The organism is Streptomyces sp. TG1A-8, assembly GCF_030499535.1.
Taxonomy (GTDB): Bacteria; Actinomycetota; Actinomycetes; order Streptomycetales; family Streptomycetaceae; genus Streptomyces.
The window spans coordinates 2,943,150-2,958,455 of record NZ_JASTLB010000001.1; the positions used below are offsets into that span (position 1 = coordinate 2,943,150).

The window sequence follows — 15,306 nt, forward strand, 5'->3', positions numbered from 1 at the left end:
CACCAGAACATCCGATCACACCAGCCTTTGAGCGTCTTGTGTCGTTATACGCCCTTGGCCGGGATAAACGAACGCCCCGGCAGCACACAGGGCGTGCCGCCGGGGCGTTCGGGGTACAGCAGGCAGCTGCTGCTTAGCGCTTGCTGTACTGCGGGGCCTTGCGGGCCTTCTTCAGACCGGCCTTCTTGCGCTCGACCGCACGGTCGTCACGCGTGAGGAAGCCGGCCTTCTTCAGCGGGCCGCGGTTGTTGTCGACGTCGGCCTCGTTCAGGGCGCGGGCGACACCGAGGCGGAGCGCACCGGCCTGGCCGGAGACGCCGCCACCGGCGATGCGGGCGACGACGTCGTAACGGCCTTCCAGCTCGAGCACCTTGAAGGGCTCGTTGACTTCCTGCTGGTGCACCTTGTTCGGGAAGTAGTCCTCGAGGGTGCGACCGTTGATCTTCCACTTGCCGGTGCCCGGGACGATCCGGACGCGGGCGATGGCGTTCTTGCGGCGGCCCAGGCCGGCGGCCGGCTGGGGCTCGCCGAAGCGGGAGGCCAGGGACTCCGAGGTGTACTCGCCCTCGACGGGGACCTCGGACTCGGTGGTGTAGCTGTCGATGTCAAGCTCTTCGAGCGGCTGCTCGGCAGTGGTCTCGGCCACGATTCTCCTCAGATTCTCTTCGGTCTTAGGGGGTGGCCGGACTTACTGCGCGACCTGGGTGATCTCGAACGGCACCGGCTGCTGGGCGGCGTGCGGGTGCTGGTCACCCTTGTAGACCTTCAGCTTCGAGAGCATCTGACGGCCCAGGGAGTTCTTGGGGAGCATGCCCTTGACGGCCTTCTCGACGGCCTTCTCGGGGTTCTTGTCGAGCAGCTCGTCGTAGCGGACGGAGCGCAGACCACCCGGGTAGCCGGAGTGGCGGTACGCCATCTTCTGGGTCCGCTTGTTGCCGGACAGGTGCACCTTGTCGGCGTTGATGATGATGACGAAGTCACCAGCGTCGACGTGCGGCGCGTAGATCGGCTTGTGCTTGCCCCGGAGAAGGGTGGCTGCGGTGGTGGCGAGACGGCCCAGGACAACGTCCTGGGCGTCGATGACGTGCCACTGGCGCGTCACATCGCCGGGCTTGGGGCTGTACGTACGCACGGTTCGTAGCCTTCGCTTCGAGTGAATGGTCCTAGACAAGGTCACCGAAACGATCACGACAGCCTAGACCGCACGGCGGCGACGCATACCGCGTACGTGGGGTCGCTGGTCATCGGCCCGGTGGACCGGTGTAAGGGCCCGTCCCGTGAGAATGAGCAAGCCAATACACAACGAAGAAGTAGGTTACCGGGGCGCACCCGGACGGGTCAAAACGAGCCCGCCGGAAATCCCGTCGGCCGAGATGTTCCCCCGTGTGCCGAAGGTCCCCCTATCGGCGGTCGCGGGCCCGCGCGCGGGCGCACCGGTACCGTTCGCCCCCCTCTAAGATGCGCCCCATGAGTTACGGGCAGGGGGGACCCCAGTCTCAGTGGGATCCCTGGAAACCGCATTCCCAGCAGCCCTGGAGCAGCGGCGACGACGGGACTCCGGACTGGGCCGCGCTGGCGGAGGCCTCGGAGACCCGGAACAAGCGCCGCAGGCTGCTGTTCGTCGGCGGGGGCGTGCTGGCCACGGTCGTGGTCGGCACCGCCGTCGCGCTGGCCGTCGTGTCCGCGAACGGCGACGACGACGCCTCCGGCGACCCCACCGGCCTGCCCGCCACCGCCTCCGGGCCGAGCGGCTCGGCGTCCGCGCCGTCCTTCGCGCCCACCAGCGCCCCGCCGCCGCTGGACCCGAAGGACTTCGTGTCCAGCGCGAAGAAGGACACGGCGCCGCTGAGCCCCCGGACGCTCTTCCCGGGCACCCGGCTGACCATGGGCAGCACGGTGTACGAGAAGGGCCCCACGGCCGACACCAGGAGCTGCGCCTCGGCCGCGGGCGGCACCCTGCCGCAGGTCCTCACCGCCAACGGCTGCACCCGCCTGATGCGGGTCAGCTACGTGAAGGACGGCATCGCGGTCACGGTCGGCGTCGCCGTCTTCGACACCGAGGCCCAGGCCGCCCGGGCCAAGGCGCAGACCGACGACAGGAGCATCGTGCAGTCCCTGTCCGGCAAGGGCGTCAAGCCGTTCTGCAACTCCGCCGTCTGCCGCTCGACCAGGAACTCCTACGGCCGCTACGCCTACTTCACGATCGCCGGCTTCACCAGCGGCAAGGACGTGACCACGAAGGACGCGAAGGTCTTCGCCACCGGCAACGACCTGGCGGAGTTCACCTTCGACCAGATCCGCCGCCGCGGCGAGGCCCAGGCGTCGGCGGCGGCGGACCGGTAGCTCAGCAGCAGCTCGCCACCGGCAGCGAACGCTTGTTGCGGGCCTCCTTGCTGCGCGCGGCCAGGAGGTCGTCGGCGGGGTAGCCGACCTCCTCCAGGGTCAGGCCGTGCGGCCGTACGACGTGCACGGCGGAGTCGCGGACGCCCGCGGCCAGGACCTCGCCGGGCCACCGCGGGTCCCGGTGCCCGTCCCCGACGAACAGCAGCGCGCCGATCAGCGAGCGGACCATGTTGTGGCAGAACGCGTCCGCCCGGACGGTCGCCGTGACGATCCCGTCCGCCCCCCGCTCCAGGCGCAGCTCCTGCAGCGTGCGGATCGTCGTCGCGCCCTCGCGCCGTTTGCAGTACGCGGCGAAGTCGTGCTCGCCCAGCAGGGCCCGCGCCGCCTCGTTCATCGCGTCCACGTCGAGCGGCCAGTCGTGCCACAGGACGTGGTGGCGCAGCAGCGGGTCCACTCCGCCGGGGTGGTCGGTGATCCGGTAGGCGTACCGGCGCCACACGGCCGAGAAACGGGCGTCGAAGCCCTCGGGGGCCTCGGCCAGCCGCCAGATCCGCACGTCCCGGGGCAGCCGCCCGGCGAGCCGCTTGAGCAGCTTCTCGCGGTGCTCCGCCCACAGGTGCCCGGGCAGGTCGACGTGCGCCACCTGTCCGCGCGCGTGCACCCCCGCGTCCGTCCGCCCCGCCACGGTCAGCTCGTGGGTCTCCCCCGACCGGGTCACCGTCCGCAGGGCGTCCTCGATCTCCCCCTGCACGGTCCGCCTGCCGCCGGCCTGCTTGGCCCAGCCGTGGAAGGCGGTGCCGTCGTAGGACAGGTCGAGGCGGACGCGGACGTGGCCGGGCTGTACTTCACTCACACGCAGATCCTCTCAAGCTCCGGTTGCTGCCGGGTACGCGAAAGCGGGCCCGCCCCGAAGGGCGAACCCGCTTGACGCGTCGGGCAGGGCCTCAGGCGTCCTTGGACTCCTCGGCGGCGGCCTCGTCGGCCGGCGCCTCGGTGGCCTCGGTCTCCTCGGACCTGGTGTCCTCGGCCTTGGCCTCGTCGGACTCCTTGACCGCGCGCTTGGTGGCGGCCTCGGCCTCGCCCACGGCCTTCTGCTGCACCGTCAGCGCCTCGACCAGCTCGATGACGGCCATGGGCGCGTTGTCGCCACGGCGGTTGCCGATCTTGGTGATGCGGGTGTAGCCACCGGGACGGTTCTCGTACCGCGGGCCGATCTCGGTGAAGAGCGTGTGGACGACGCTCTTGTCCGTGATCACCTGGAGCACCTGACGGCGGTTGTGGAGGTCGCCCTTCTTCGCCTTGGTGACCAGACGCTCGGCGTACGGACGCAGCTTGCGCGCCTTGGCCTCGGTGGTGGTGATGCGGCCGTGCTCGAACAGCGACTTCGCGAGGTTCGCGAGGAGCAGCTTCTCGTGCGCGGCGCTGCCGCCCAGGCGGGCACCCTTGGTGGGCTTCGGCATGGTTCTTCTCCTGTGTGTCTGCCCCGGCCGTATCAGGTACCGGGGTCAGTATCCGAGCAGGCGGTCGCCTGTCGGAGATCCGGGGCGTCCCCGAAGGGACACCCCGGAGGGGGCACGGGGTGCGGTGCGCGACCCCGTCGCCCGGAGGCGACGGGCCACGGCGCACCCGCGCCGGGTCCGGGCCGTCCGGCCCGGACCCCTAGTACTGCTCGGTCTCCACGAAACCGGCGTCGGCGTCGTCGTCGGCACCGAACGCGTCCGCGGCGGCCGTCGGGTCGAATCCGGGCGGGCTGTCCTTCAGGGCCAGGCCCATGCCGGCCAGCTTCGCCTTGACCTCGTCGATGGACTTCGCACCGAAGTTGCGGATGTCCAGCAGGTCGGCCTCGGAGCGCGCGACCAGTTCGCCCACGGAGTGGATGCCCTCGCGCTTGAGGCAGTTGTAGGAGCGGACGGTGAGTTCCAGCTCCTCGATCGGCAGCGCGAGGTCGGCGGCCAGGGCGGCGTCCGTGGGGGACGGGCCCATGTCGATGCCCTCGGCGTCGATGTTCAGCTCGCGGGCGAGACCGAACAGCTCGACCAGCGTCTTGCCGGCGGAGGCCATGGCGTCGCGCGGACGCATCGCCTGCTTGGTCTCGACGTCGACGATCAGCTTGTCGAAGTCGGTGCGCTGCTCGACACGCGTGGCCTCGACCTTGTACGTGACCTTGAGGACCGGCGAGTAGATGGAGTCGACCGGGATGCGGCCGATCTCCTGGCCCACCTGCTTGTTCTGCACGGCGGAGACGTAACCGCGACCGCGCTCGACGGTCAGTTCCATCTCCAGCTTGCCCTTGCCGTTGAGCGTGGCGAGGACCAGGTCGGGGTTGTGCACCTCGACACCGGCCGGGGGCGCGATGTCGGCGGCGGTGACCAGACCCGGGCCCTGCTTGCGCAGGTACATCACGACCGGCTCGTCGTGCTCCGAGGAGACGACCAGCTGCTTGATGTTGAGGATCAGGTCGGTGACGTCCTCCTTGACGCCCGGCACGGTGGTGAACTCGTGCAGGACGCCGTCGATGCGGATGCTGGTGACGGCGGCACCGGGGATCGACGACAGGAGGGTGCGGCGGAGGGAGTTGCCGAGGGTGTAGCCGAAGCCCGGCTCCAGCGGCTCGATCACGAACCGGGAGCGGAACTCGTCGACGACCTCTTCGGTCAACGAGGGACGCTGAGCGATCAGCATGTGTGGATCAGATCCTTCTTTCGTGGACGCCCGCTATTTGACGTCCGACGGGGACCGCACCCGTGCGGGGCGCGGGTACTGCAAGGGTACGGGCGGCACGGCTCCTCGCGGAGGCGTGCCGCCCGGACCCCGGGGACCGGCCGGCCTCAGACGCGGCGGCGCTTCGGCGGGCGGCAGCCGTTGTGCGGGGTCGGGGTGACGTCCTGGATGGAGCCGACCTCGAGGCCCGTGGCCTGCAGGGAGCGGATCGCGGTCTCACGACCGGAACCCGGGCCCTTGACGAACACGTCGACCTTGCGCATGCCGTGCTCCTGGGCGCGGCGGGCGGCCGACTCGGCGGCCATCTGCGCGGCGAACGGCGTGGACTTCCGGGAGCCCTTGAAGCCGACGTGACCGGCGGAGGCCCAGGAGATCACGTTGCCGGAGGGGTCCGTGATCGACACGATGGTGTTATTGAACGTGCTCTTGATGTGCGCGTGGCCGTGAGCGACGTTCTTCTTTTCCTTGCGGCGCACCTTCTTGGCAGCGCCCTGACGTCCCTTGGGGGGCATCCTTTATCTCCTACGGGAGGTGGTCGGTCCTACAGCGAAGACCGTGGACAGGTGTCCGCTGCGGACTACTTCTTGCCCGGCTTCTTCTTGCCGGCGATGGCGCGACGCGGGCCCTTGCGGGTACGGGCGTTGGTGCTGGTGCGCTGACCGCGGACGGGCAGACCGCGACGGTGACGGAGACCCTGGTAGGTACCGATCTCGACCTTGCGGCGGATGTCGGCCTGGATCTCGCGACGGAGGTCACCCTCGGTCTTGATGTTGCTGTCGACGTACTCGCGGATGGCGACCAGCTGCTCTTCGGTCAGGTCGCGGACGCGGGTGTTCGGGTCGACGCCGGTCGCAGCCAGCGTCTCCTTCGAGAGGGTCCGGCCGATGCCGAACACGTAGGTGAGGGCGATCTCCACGCGCTTGTCGCGCGGGATGTCGACACCGGAAACGCGTGCCATTCAATGGCTCCTGGTGAATCTTCGGAGGTCTGCCACAGGACCGGCTCCCGGCCCGCCGTACCAGGTACGGACCGGGTCCCCGGCCTCCGACCGGGGGTGTCGAGCCGCGATGCCGCTCGGGCCCTGCGTATGAACATATTCAGCTCGCGTCGCGCGAAACTCTGCGATAGCGGTGCAGAGGGAGCGGTCGGTCGTGCGTCAGCCCTGGCGCTGCTTGTGGCGCGGGTTCTCGCAGATGACCATGACCCGGCCGTGACGGCGGATCACCCTGCACTTGTCGCAGATCTTCTTGACGCTCGGCTTGACCTTCATGGGGTGAGGTTCTCCGGGTCAGTGCCATCGCTCCGGGAGGCCCGGGGCTCGGGCAAGATCTACTTGTACCGGTAGACGATCCGGCCACGCGTCAGGTCGTACGGAGACAGCTCCACCACGACCCGGTCGTCAGGGAGGATGCGGATGTAGTGCATGCGCATCTTGCCGCTGATGTGTGCCAGGACCTGGTGGCCGTTCTGGAGCTCGACCTTGAACATGGCGTTCGGCAGAGACTCGACGACAGTGCCCTCGATCTCGATGGCACCTTGCTTCTTGGCCACGCTTCGCCCTTCGAATCGACTACCTTGATCGACTCTCATGCTTTCCCTCGCGGGAGCATGCGGACATGCGGGTGCACGAGAGCCGACGAGTCAGTCTACGTCAGCGCACCCGGAAAAACGAATCGGGGAAGTCTGCCCCGTGCCGCCGCGCCCTAAGCCAAAGGACCGGGAGCGACCTGCGCACCGTGCTCACGCGACCGCGCCGGCCCGGGGGACCTCACGGCCTCCGGGCCGGCGGTCGCGGCCCGCGGTCACGCGAGGGGGTCGGGTGCCGCCGTGACGCCGTGCTCCGCCAGCTTCGCCCTGCCGCCGTCCGGGGCCGTCAGGACCAGGGGGCCCTCCTCGGTGAGGGCGACCGAGTGCTCCCAGTGGGAGGACCAGGTGCCGTCCGTGGTGATGACCGTCCAGTCGTCTTCCAGGACCTCGGTGCGGGGGGTGCCGAGGGAGACCATCGGCTCGATCGCCAGGCAGAAGCCGGGCACCAGCTTGGGGCCCTTGCCGCGGCGGCGGTCGACGTAGTTCAGCAGGTGCGGGTCCATGTGCATCTCGGTGCCGATGCCGTGGCCGCCGTAGTCCTCGATGATGCCGTAGCGGCCGCCGCCCGGCTTGGGCTGGCGGCGGATGTACGTCTCGACGGCCCGGGAGATGTCGACCAGCCGGTTGCCCTGCTTCATGGCCGCGATGCCGGCCCACATCGACTCCTCGGTCACCCGGGACAGCTCGATCAGCTCGGGGGCGTGCCCGGAGCCCACGAAGGCCGTGTAGGCCGCGTCGCCGTGCCAGCCGTCGACGATCGCACCGCAGTCGACGGAGATGATGTCGCCGTCCTTGAGGACGACGTCGCCGGAGGGGATGCCGTGGACGACCACGTCGTTCACGGAGGTGCAGATGGTGGCGGGGAAGCCGCCGTAGCCCAGGAAGTTCGACTTGGCGCCGTGTTCGGCGAGCACCTTGCGGGCGACCTCGTCCAGGTCCCCGGTGCTGGCGCCGGGCACCGCGGCCTCCCGGGTGGCCGCGTGGATCGCGGCGACGACCAGCCCTGCCGCCCGCATCTTCGCGATCTGCTCGGGGGTCTTGATCTGCACCATGGGGGGCCTGCGCTCTCCGTCACTCACGTCGACTGGGTTACCAACACAACAGTACGGCCGCGGCGCCCTGGGGGTTCCCCCGGACGGGTCCGGGGAGGGCGCCGCGGCCGGAGGAACCGCGATCTACTTGTTCTCGGCCTTCTCGCGCCTGAGCGCCTCCAGCGCCCGCTGCGTGATCTCGTCCACGGGGCCCAGGGAGGAGATCGTCACGACCAGGCCCTGCGCCTTGTAGTAGTCGATGATCGGCTCGGTCTGCGTGTGGTAGACCTCCAGCCGGGTGCGCACGGTGTCCTCGGAGTCGTCGTCGCGCTGGTACAGCTCACCGCCGCACAGGTCGCACACGTCCTCCTGCTGCGGCGGGCTGTACGTCACGTGGAAGACGTGGGCCGAGTCGTTGCGGCAGATGCGCCGACCGGCGATCCGCTTGACGACCTCCTCCTCCGGCACCTCCAGGTCCAGCACCGCGTCCAGCGTGATGCCCTCGCTCTCCAGCAGCTCGTCCAGGGCCCCGGCCTGCGAGACGTTGCGCGGGAAGCCGTCCAGCAGGAAACCGCCCTCGGCGTCCGGCTGCTCCATGCGGTCCTTGGCCATCGCTATCGTCACCTCGTCGGGGACGAGGTTGCCGGCGTCCATGTAGGACTTGGCGAGCTTGCCCAGCTCGGTCTGCCGGCTGATGTTGGCCCGGAACAGGTCGCCCGTGGAGATGTGCGGGATGGCCAGCTTCTCTGCGAGACGAACGGCTTGCGTTCCCTTACCGGCACCCGGCGGCCCGACGAGGACGATACGCATCAGCGGAGGAACCCTTCGTAATTGCGCTGCTGGAGCTGGCTCTCAATCTGCTTCACCGTTTCCAGGCCGACACCCACGATGATCAGGATGCTGGTCCCGCCGAACGGGAAGTTCTGGCTTGCCCCGAAGCCCACCAACGCCATTGTCGGTACGAGAGCGATCAGACCCAGATACAGCGAACCCGGCCAGGTGATCCGGTTGAGCACGTAGCTGAGGTACTCAGCGGTCGGTCGGCCAGCCCGGATGCCCGGGATGAAGCCACCATACTTCTTCATGTTGTCGGCGACTTCCTCGGGGTTGAAGGAGATCGCCACGTAGAAGAACGCGAAGAACACGATGAGCAGGAAGTACAGGGTGATGTAGAGCGGGTGGTCGCCCTTGGTCAGGTTCGCCGTCACCCACTGCTTCCAGCCGGCGTTGCCGCCCGCGAACTGCGCGACCAACGCGGGGATGTAGAGCAGCGAGGAGGCGAAGATCACGGGGATCACGCCCGCCTGGTTCACCTTGAGCGGGATGTACGTGGACGTACCGCCGTAGGAACGGCGCCCGATCATGCGCTTCGCGTACTGCACCGGGATGCGGCGCTGGGCCTGCTCGACGAAGACGACGAGCGCGACCATGACCAGGCCGACCAGGATGACGGTGCCGAACTCGATCCAGCCGCCGGCCAGGGTGCCCTGCTTCTTGATGGCCCACAGCGCGGACGGGAAGGTCGCGGCGATCGAGATGAACATCAGGATCGACATGCCGTTGCCGATGCCGCGGTCGGTGATCAGCTCACCGAGCCACATGACGACGGCCGTACCGGCGGTCATGCAGATGACCATCGTGATCGTCGTGAAGATCGCCTGGTCCGGGACGATGCTCGACGCGACCGTGCAGCCGTTGAACAGGGCGCCGCTGCGGGCGGTGGCGACCAGGCCGGTGCCCTGCAGGATGGCGAGCGCCACGGTCAGGTAGCGGGTGTACTGCGTGATCTTCGCGGTACCCGCCTGGCCTTCCTTCTTCAGGGCTTCCAGGCGCGGGATGACCACGGTCAGCAATTGGAGGATGATGCTCGCCGTGATGTACGGCATGATGCCGAGCGCGAAGATCGTGATCTGGAGCAGCGCGCCGCCGCTGAACATGTTGACGAGACCGAAGAGGCCCTGGTTGCCGGACGCCTCGTTCACGCAGGTCTGGACGGCCTTGTAGTTGACGCCGGGGATCGGGATGTGGGTACCGACCCGGTAGACCACGATGATGCCCAGCGTGAAGAGCAGCTTCTTGCGCAGGTCGGGCGTCCTGAACGCCCGGGCGAACGCGGTGAGCACGGTGCCTCCTGCGACCCCCGCGCAACTGCGTCAAGGGTGACGGTCTTGAGGTTCGACGGATAGGGAAAAGAACAGCGCAGGCCACCTTACCGGCGACACTGCCCCCCAAGGAACGACCAACCGGGGATACCTCGATTGTGAGGTATCCCCGGTCGGGATCGTTTACGTCATCGAGGCGTCGTCCGAAGGACTCAGACGAGCTCGGTGACCGTGCCGCCGGCGGCGGCGATCTTCTCCTTGGCGGAGCCGGAGACGGCGTCGACCGTCACCTGCAGCGCCACGGAGATCTCGCCCTGGCCGAGCACCTTGACGAGGCTGTTCTTGCGAACGGCACCCTTGGCCACCAGGCCCTCGACGGTGACCTCGCCACCCTCGGGGTACAGCGCGGCCAGCTTGTCGAGGTTCACGACCTGGTACTCGGTCTTGAACGGGTTCTTGAAGCCCTTCAGCTTCGGGAGACGCATGTGGAGCGGCATCTGGCCACCCTCGAAGCTCTCCGGAACCTGGTAGCGGGCCTTGGTGCCCTTGGTACCACGACCGGCCGTCTTACCCTTCGACGCCTCGCCACGACCCACACGGGTCTTGGCGGTCTTGGCGCCCGGGGCGGGACGGAGGTTGTGGATCTTCAGCGGGTTGTTCTCCGCCATGATCAGTCGACCTCCTCGACCGTCACGAGGTGGCGGACGGTGTGCACCATGCCGCGGAACTCGGGGCGGTCCTCCTTGACGACCACGGTGTTGATCCCCTTGAGACCAAGCGACCGCAGGGTGTCACGGTGGTTCTGCTTGCTGCCGATGTAGGACTTGACCTGCGTGATCTTGAGCTGCGCCATGATTACGCACCCGCCCCGGCACGCGCACGCAGCAGAGCCGCGGGAGCGACGTCCTCGAGCGGCAGACCGCGGCGGGCCGCGATCTCCTCGGGACGCTGCAGGCCCTTGAGGGCCGCCACGGTCGCGTGCACGATGTTGATGGCGTTGTCGGAGCCGAGCGACTTCGACAGCACGTCGTGGATACCGGCGCACTCGAGCACGGCGCGCACCGGACCACCGGCGATCACACCGGTACCGGGCGACGCGGGCTTGAGCAGCACGACGCCGGCGGCCTTCTCACCCTGGATGGGGTGCGGGATGGTGCCCTGGATGCGGGGGACCTTGAAGAAGTGCTTCTTGGCCTCCTCGACACCCTTGGCGATGGCGGCCGGCACCTCCTTGGCCTTGCCGTATCCGACACCCACGGTGCCGTCACCGTCGCCCACCACGACCAGCGCGGTGAAGCTGAAGCGACGACCACCCTTCACAACCTTGGCGACGCGGTTGATCGCGACGACGCGCTCAACGTACGCGGTCTTCTCGGCGGCAGCAGCGCCGCCGTCACGGCCCTTCCGGTCCCGCCGCTCGCCGCCACCGGCACCGCCACCGCGGCGCTGGGGTCCAGCCATTGGATTTACCTCTCTCTTTTCCGCTAGCTACGGCGGCTCAGAACCTGAGCCCGGCTTCGCGGGCGGCGTCCGCCAGGGCGGCGATGCGCCCCGCGTACTGGTTGCCACCACGGTCGAACACGACAGCCTCGACACCGGCGGCCCGGGCGCGCTCGGCGACCAGGGCGCCGACCTGCTTGGCCTGCGCGGACTTGTCGCCCTCGGCACCGCGGATCGACGCGTCCAGGGTGGACGCCGACGCCAGGGTGTGGCCCTTCAGGTCGTCGATCACCTGCGCCACGATGTGGCGGTTGGAGCGGGTCACGACCAGACGGGGGCGCTCGGCGGTACCCGAGACCTTCTTGCGGATCCGGATGTGGCGACGCTTGATAGCGGCACGCTTGTAGGCGTCGCCCTTGAGGATCTTCTGCCCGTATGCCATGGCTTACTTACCCGCCTTTCCGACCTTGCGGCGGATGACTTCGCCCTCGTACTTGACGCCCTTGGCCTTGTACGGGTCGGGCTTGCGCAGCTTGCGGATGTTGGCCGCAACCTCGCCGACCTTCTGCTTGTCGATGCCCTCGACCGAGAAACGGGTCGGGGTCTCCACCTTGAAGGTGATGCCCTCGGGCGCCTCGACGGTGATCGGGTGGCTGTAGCCGAGCGCGAACTCGAGGTTCGAGCCCTTGGCGGTCACGCGGTAACCGACACCACTGATCTCGAGCTTCTTCACGTAACCCTGGGTCACGCCGGTGATCATGTTCGCCACCAGCGTGCGGGACAGGCCGTGGAGGGCCTTGTTCTGACGCTCGTCGTTCGGGCGGGTGACGCTCAGGACGCCGTCCTCACCCCTGACGATCTCGATCGGTGCCACGACGGTGTGGGTCAGCTCGCCCTTGGGGCCCTTGACCTTGACCGTACGGCCGTCGATGGTGACGTCCACGCCGGCGGGAACCGCGATGGGGAGCTTGCCGATGCGCGACATAGCTGTTTCCTCCGTTCCCTTCTGCTACCAGACGTAGGCGAGGACTTCCCCACCCACGCCCTTCTTGCCGGCCTGCTTGTCGGTGAGGAGCCCGTGCGACGTGGAGATGATCGCCACGCCCAGGCCGCCGAGCACCTTCGGCAGGTTGGTGGACTTCGCGTACACCCGGAGACCGGGCTTGGAGATCCGCTTGATCCCCGCGATGGAGCGCTCACGGTTGGGGCCGAACTTCAGCTCCAGGACGAGGTTCTTGCCGACTTCGGCGTCCTCGACCTTCCAGCCCGTGATGAAGCCCTCCTGCTGGAGGATCTCAGCGATGTGCGACTTGATCTTCGAGTGCGGCATCGCCACGGAGTCGTGGTATGCCGAGTTCGCGTTCCGCAGACGCGTAAGCATGTCTGCGATCGGATCAGTCATGGTCATGAATTGGCCTTCGGCCTCTCTCGCCGGGGTTTCCTGGTGCGCCATCCCTCTCCCCGATCCGAGACGGGACGGGTGCGGCGCGGTGGACCTACGGCGTAGTAAGTCGTAAGGGCGGCAGCAGACGCCCAACCCCACAAGCCTAAGGCATGCGGGCTGGGCATTCTGCCGCCCCGGTTGCTTACCGAGAGCTTCAGGAATCCCCGGAGGGGGATTACCAGGAGCTCTTGGTCACGCCCGGCAGTTCGCCACGGTGAGCCATCTCACGAAGGCACACGCGGCACAGGCCGAACTTGCGGTACACGGAGTGCGGACGACCGCAGCGCTGGCAACGGGTGTAGCCGCGCACACCGAACTTGGGCTTGCGGGCAGCCTTCGCGATGAGAGCCTTCTTCGCCATCTCGCTCACGCCTCCTTGAAGGGGAAGCCGAGGTGACGCAGCAGGGCACGGCCCTCTTCGTCGTTGGTCGCCGTGGTGACCACGGTGATGTCCATACCCCGGACGCGGTCGATCTTGTCCTGGTCGATCTCGTGGAACATGACCTGCTCCGTGAGACCGAAGGTGTAGTTGCCACGGCCGTCGAACTGCTTCGGGGACAGACCGCGGAAGTCGCGGATGCGCGGCAGCGCGAGCGACAGGGTGCGGTCCAGGAACTCCCACATGCGGTCGCCACGGAGCGTGACGTGGGCACCGATCGGCTGACCCTCGCGCAGCTTGAACTGCGCGATGGACTTGCGGGCCTTGGTGACGGCCGGCTTCTGACCGGTGATGGTGGTCAGGTCGCGGATCGCGCCCTCGATCAGCTTCGAGTCACGGGCGGCGTCGCCGACACCCATGTTGACCACGATCTTGACGAGGCCGGGAACCTGCATGACGTTCTCGTACTTGAACTGGTCACGCAGCTTGCCCGCGATCTCCTCGCGGTACTTCTGCTTCAGACGCGGAGTGGTGGTGGTAGCCATCAGATGTCCTCACCCGTCCGCTTGGCAACGCGGATCTTGTTGCCCTCTTCGTCGAAGCGGTAACCGACACGCGTGACGACCTTCTGACCGTCCTTCTCCACGACCAGCTGGACGTTGGACACGTGGATGGGGGCCTCGGTGGTCACGATGCCGCCGGCCTGGGAACCGCGAGCGGTCGGGCCGGCCTTGGTGTGCTTCTTGACCCGGTTGACACCCTCGACCAGAACGCGCTCCTCGCGCGGGTAAGCGGCAATGACCTTGCCCTGCTTGCCCTTGTCCTTGCCGGTGATGACCTGGACCAGGTCGCCCTTCTTGATCTTCATGCTTACAGCACCTCCGGCGCGAGCGAGATGATCTTCATGAACTTCTTCTCGCGCAGCTCCCGGCCGACCGGGCCGAAGATGCGGGTGCCGCGAGGGTCGCCGTCGTTCTTCAGAATGACGGCGGCGTTCTCGTCGAAGCGGATGTACGAGCCGTCCGGACGGCGGCGCTCCTTGACGGTGCGAACGATGACCGCCTTGACGACGTCACCCTTCTTCACGTTGCCACCGGGGATCGCGTCCTTGACGGTGGCGACGATGACGTCACCGATGCCCGCGTAGCGGCGACCGGAGCCACCGAGCACACGGATGCAAAGGATCTCCTTCGCACCAGTGTTGTCGGCGACACGCAGTCGCGACTCCTGCTGGATCACGTCTATCTCCTGATCGTCTGCCGGTTCCCCGGGGGCCGCGCTTCAGCGGCCCCCGGAGCCTGGCGGAACTGTCCTGCGGGACACCCCGCAGGAATTACTTGGCCTTCTCGAGGATCTCGACGACGCGCCAGCGCTTCGTCGCGGACAGCGGCCGGGTCTCCATGAGGAGGACGCGGTCGCCGACGCCCGCGGCGTTCTGCTCGTCGTGGGCCTTGAGCTTGTTCGTACGGCGGATGACCTTGCCGTACAGCGCGTGCTTGACACGGTCCTCGACGGCGACGACGACGGTCTTGTCCATCTTGTCGCTGACGACGAGACCCTCACGGGTCTTGCGGAAGCCGCGCGCTTCCTTGTTCTCAGTCACGTTGCTCTCGCTCATGCGTTCTCCACCGTTTCGATGCCCAGCTCACGCTCGCGCATCAGGGTGTAGATCCGCGCGATGTCCTTGCGGACCGCCTTCAGACGGCCGTGGTTCTCGAGCTGGCCCGTCGCCGCCTGGAAGCGGAGGTTGAACAGCTCTTCCTTGGCCTCGCGGAGCTTCGCCAGAAGCTCCTCGTTGCCCAGCTCGCGCAGCTCGGACGCCTTGGTACCGGCCGACATCACGCTTCACCTGCCTCGCGCTTGACGATCCGGCACTTCATCGGCAGCTTGTGGGCCGCACGGGTCAGCGCCTCACGGGCGATCTTCTCGTTGGGGTACGACAGCTCGAACATCACACGTCCGGGCTTGACGTTGGCGATCCACCACTCCGGAGAACCCTTACCGGAACCCATGCGGGTCTCGGCCGGCTTCTTGGTGAGGGGACGGTCGGGGTAGATGTTGATCCAGACCTTGCCGCCACGCTTGATGTGGCGGGTCATCGCGATACGGGCCGCCTCGATCTGGCGGTTCGTCACGTAGGCCGGGGTCAGCGCCTGGATGCCGTACTCGCCGAACGCAACCTGCGTCCCACCCTTGGACATACCGTTGCGCTTCGGGTGGTGCTGCTTGCGGTGCTTGACCCTACGGGGGATCAGCATG

26 protein-coding genes are annotated in these 15,306 nt (G+C 67.8%); 1 reads left to right on the forward strand and 25 read right to left on the reverse strand.

Going from position 1 to position 15,306, the window contains the following annotated elements:
* Positions 1 to 133: 133 nt before the first annotated feature.
* Together rpsI and rplM are read right to left on the reverse strand one after the other, a co-directional pair.
* Complete coding sequence (gene rpsI, locus QQY24_RS12485) at positions 134 to 646, reverse strand: 30S ribosomal protein S9 (protein ID WP_301972785.1); 513 nt, start codon at positions 644 to 646, stop codon at positions 134 to 136.
* Positions 647 to 688: 42 nt separating this feature from the next.
* Positions 689 to 1,132: a 50S ribosomal protein L13 gene (gene rplM / locus QQY24_RS12490; RefSeq protein WP_067055815.1), complete on the reverse strand. Its 444-nt coding sequence runs from the start codon at positions 1,130 to 1,132 to the stop codon at positions 689 to 691.
* A gap of 335 nt (positions 1,133 to 1,467) precedes the next feature.
* On the opposite strand from rplM, the gene QQY24_RS12495 reads away from it, so the two are divergent.
* Complete coding sequence (locus QQY24_RS12495) at positions 1,468 to 2,343, forward strand: hypothetical protein (protein WP_301972786.1); 876 nt, start codon at positions 1,468 to 1,470, stop codon at positions 2,341 to 2,343.
* A 1-nt stretch (position 2,344) separates the two neighbouring features.
* Here the strand turns inward: QQY24_RS12495 and truA are convergent, their stop codons facing one another.
* The 23 genes from truA to rplP form a co-directional block, all read right to left on the reverse strand.
* Positions 2,345 to 3,196: a tRNA pseudouridine(38-40) synthase TruA gene (gene truA / locus QQY24_RS12500; RefSeq protein WP_301972787.1), complete on the reverse strand. Its 852-nt coding sequence runs from the start codon at positions 3,194 to 3,196 to the stop codon at positions 2,345 to 2,347.
* A 91-nt stretch (positions 3,197 to 3,287) separates the two neighbouring features.
* Complete coding sequence (gene rplQ / locus QQY24_RS12505; protein ID WP_301972788.1) at positions 3,288 to 3,803, reverse strand: 50S ribosomal protein L17; 516 nt, start codon at positions 3,801 to 3,803, stop codon at positions 3,288 to 3,290.
* Between the two features lie 199 nt (positions 3,804 to 4,002).
* Positions 4,003 to 5,025 (reverse strand): DNA-directed RNA polymerase subunit alpha, encoded by a 1,023-nt coding sequence (locus QQY24_RS12510; RefSeq protein ID WP_003966937.1) that lies wholly within the window; start codon positions 5,023 to 5,025, stop codon positions 4,003 to 4,005.
* Positions 5,026 to 5,171: 146 nt separating this feature from the next.
* Complete coding sequence (gene rpsK, locus QQY24_RS12515; protein ID WP_003956432.1) at positions 5,172 to 5,576, reverse strand: 30S ribosomal protein S11; 405 nt, start codon at positions 5,574 to 5,576, stop codon at positions 5,172 to 5,174.
* A gap of 65 nt (positions 5,577 to 5,641) precedes the next feature.
* Positions 5,642 to 6,022: a 30S ribosomal protein S13 gene (gene rpsM, locus QQY24_RS12520; protein ID WP_301972789.1), complete on the reverse strand. Its 381-nt coding sequence runs from the start codon at positions 6,020 to 6,022 to the stop codon at positions 5,642 to 5,644.
* A gap of 198 nt (positions 6,023 to 6,220) precedes the next feature.
* Complete coding sequence (gene rpmJ, locus QQY24_RS12525; RefSeq protein WP_003998809.1) at positions 6,221 to 6,334, reverse strand: 50S ribosomal protein L36; 114 nt, start codon at positions 6,332 to 6,334, stop codon at positions 6,221 to 6,223.
* 59 nt (positions 6,335 to 6,393) lie between these two features.
* Positions 6,394 to 6,615 carry a translation initiation factor IF-1 gene (gene infA / locus QQY24_RS12530; protein ID WP_003948620.1) on the reverse strand — a complete coding sequence of 74 codons (222 nt, stop codon included), beginning with the start codon at positions 6,613 to 6,615 and terminating at the stop codon, positions 6,394 to 6,396.
* Positions 6,616 to 6,866: 251 nt separating this feature from the next.
* A complete protein-coding gene (map, locus tag QQY24_RS12535; RefSeq protein WP_301976228.1) occupies positions 6,867 to 7,703 on the reverse strand; it encodes a type I methionyl aminopeptidase in 837 nt (278 codons plus the stop codon).
* 123 nt (positions 7,704 to 7,826) lie between these two features.
* Positions 7,827 to 8,492 carry an adenylate kinase gene (locus QQY24_RS12540; RefSeq protein ID WP_301972790.1) on the reverse strand — a complete coding sequence of 222 codons (666 nt, stop codon included), beginning with the start codon at positions 8,490 to 8,492 and terminating at the stop codon, positions 7,827 to 7,829.
* The gene (gene secY / locus QQY24_RS12545; RefSeq protein ID WP_301972791.1) at positions 8,492 to 9,805 is read right to left on the reverse strand and encodes a preprotein translocase subunit SecY; all 1,314 of its coding nucleotides are present in this window, start codon (positions 9,803 to 9,805) and stop codon (positions 8,492 to 8,494) included. Before secY ends, QQY24_RS12540 begins: the two co-directional genes overlap by 1 nt.
* Positions 9,806 to 9,996: 191 nt before the next feature.
* Positions 9,997 to 10,452: a 50S ribosomal protein L15 gene (rplO, locus tag QQY24_RS12550; RefSeq protein ID WP_301972792.1), complete on the reverse strand. Its 456-nt coding sequence runs from the start codon at positions 10,450 to 10,452 to the stop codon at positions 9,997 to 9,999.
* A 2-nt stretch (positions 10,453 to 10,454) separates the two neighbouring features.
* Complete coding sequence (rpmD, locus tag QQY24_RS12555; RefSeq protein WP_003998814.1) at positions 10,455 to 10,637, reverse strand: 50S ribosomal protein L30; 183 nt, start codon at positions 10,635 to 10,637, stop codon at positions 10,455 to 10,457.
* Between the two features lie 2 nt (positions 10,638 to 10,639).
* Positions 10,640 to 11,245 carry a 30S ribosomal protein S5 gene (gene rpsE / locus QQY24_RS12560; protein WP_003992370.1) on the reverse strand — a complete coding sequence of 202 codons (606 nt, stop codon included), beginning with the start codon at positions 11,243 to 11,245 and terminating at the stop codon, positions 10,640 to 10,642.
* Between the two features lie 37 nt (positions 11,246 to 11,282).
* Positions 11,283 to 11,666, reverse strand: a complete 384-nt coding sequence (rplR, locus tag QQY24_RS12565) for a 50S ribosomal protein L18 (protein ID WP_301972793.1) — start codon at positions 11,664 to 11,666, stop codon at positions 11,283 to 11,285.
* 3 nt (positions 11,667 to 11,669) lie between these two features.
* Positions 11,670 to 12,209, reverse strand: coding sequence for a 50S ribosomal protein L6 (gene rplF, locus QQY24_RS12570; RefSeq protein WP_301972794.1), 540 nt, complete (start codon positions 12,207 to 12,209; stop codon positions 11,670 to 11,672).
* 24 nt (positions 12,210 to 12,233) lie between these two features.
* Positions 12,234 to 12,632: a 30S ribosomal protein S8 gene (gene rpsH, locus QQY24_RS12575; protein ID WP_004984520.1), complete on the reverse strand. Its 399-nt coding sequence runs from the start codon at positions 12,630 to 12,632 to the stop codon at positions 12,234 to 12,236.
* 211 nt (positions 12,633 to 12,843) lie between these two features.
* On the reverse strand, positions 12,844 to 13,029 hold the full coding sequence (locus QQY24_RS12580) for a type Z 30S ribosomal protein S14 (protein ID WP_003948630.1): 186 nt from the start codon (positions 13,027 to 13,029) through the stop codon (positions 12,844 to 12,846).
* A 5-nt stretch (positions 13,030 to 13,034) separates the two neighbouring features.
* On the reverse strand, positions 13,035 to 13,592 hold the full coding sequence (gene rplE, locus QQY24_RS12585; protein WP_301972795.1) for a 50S ribosomal protein L5: 558 nt from the start codon (positions 13,590 to 13,592) through the stop codon (positions 13,035 to 13,037).
* Positions 13,592 to 13,915, reverse strand: a complete 324-nt coding sequence (rplX, locus tag QQY24_RS12590; protein WP_055706473.1) for a 50S ribosomal protein L24 — start codon at positions 13,913 to 13,915, stop codon at positions 13,592 to 13,594. Before rplX ends, rplE begins: the two co-directional genes overlap by 1 nt.
* Before the next feature lie 2 nt (positions 13,916 to 13,917).
* A complete protein-coding gene (gene rplN, locus QQY24_RS12595) occupies positions 13,918 to 14,286 on the reverse strand; it encodes a 50S ribosomal protein L14 (protein ID WP_003998823.1) in 369 nt (122 codons plus the stop codon).
* Between the two features lie 94 nt (positions 14,287 to 14,380).
* Entirely contained in the window at positions 14,381 to 14,665 is a 285-nt protein-coding gene (gene rpsQ, locus QQY24_RS12600) for a 30S ribosomal protein S17 (RefSeq protein WP_039656223.1), read from the reverse strand.
* Entirely contained in the window at positions 14,662 to 14,886 is a 225-nt protein-coding gene (gene rpmC / locus QQY24_RS12605) for a 50S ribosomal protein L29 (RefSeq protein WP_007494763.1), read from the reverse strand. The genes rpsQ and rpmC overlap by 4 nt, the downstream gene beginning before the upstream one ends.
* Positions 14,886 to 15,305: a 50S ribosomal protein L16 gene (gene rplP / locus QQY24_RS12610; RefSeq protein ID WP_009190136.1), complete on the reverse strand. Its 420-nt coding sequence runs from the start codon at positions 15,303 to 15,305 to the stop codon at positions 14,886 to 14,888. The genes rpmC and rplP overlap by 1 nt, the downstream gene beginning before the upstream one ends.
* Between the last annotated feature and the right edge of the window lies 1 nt (position 15,306).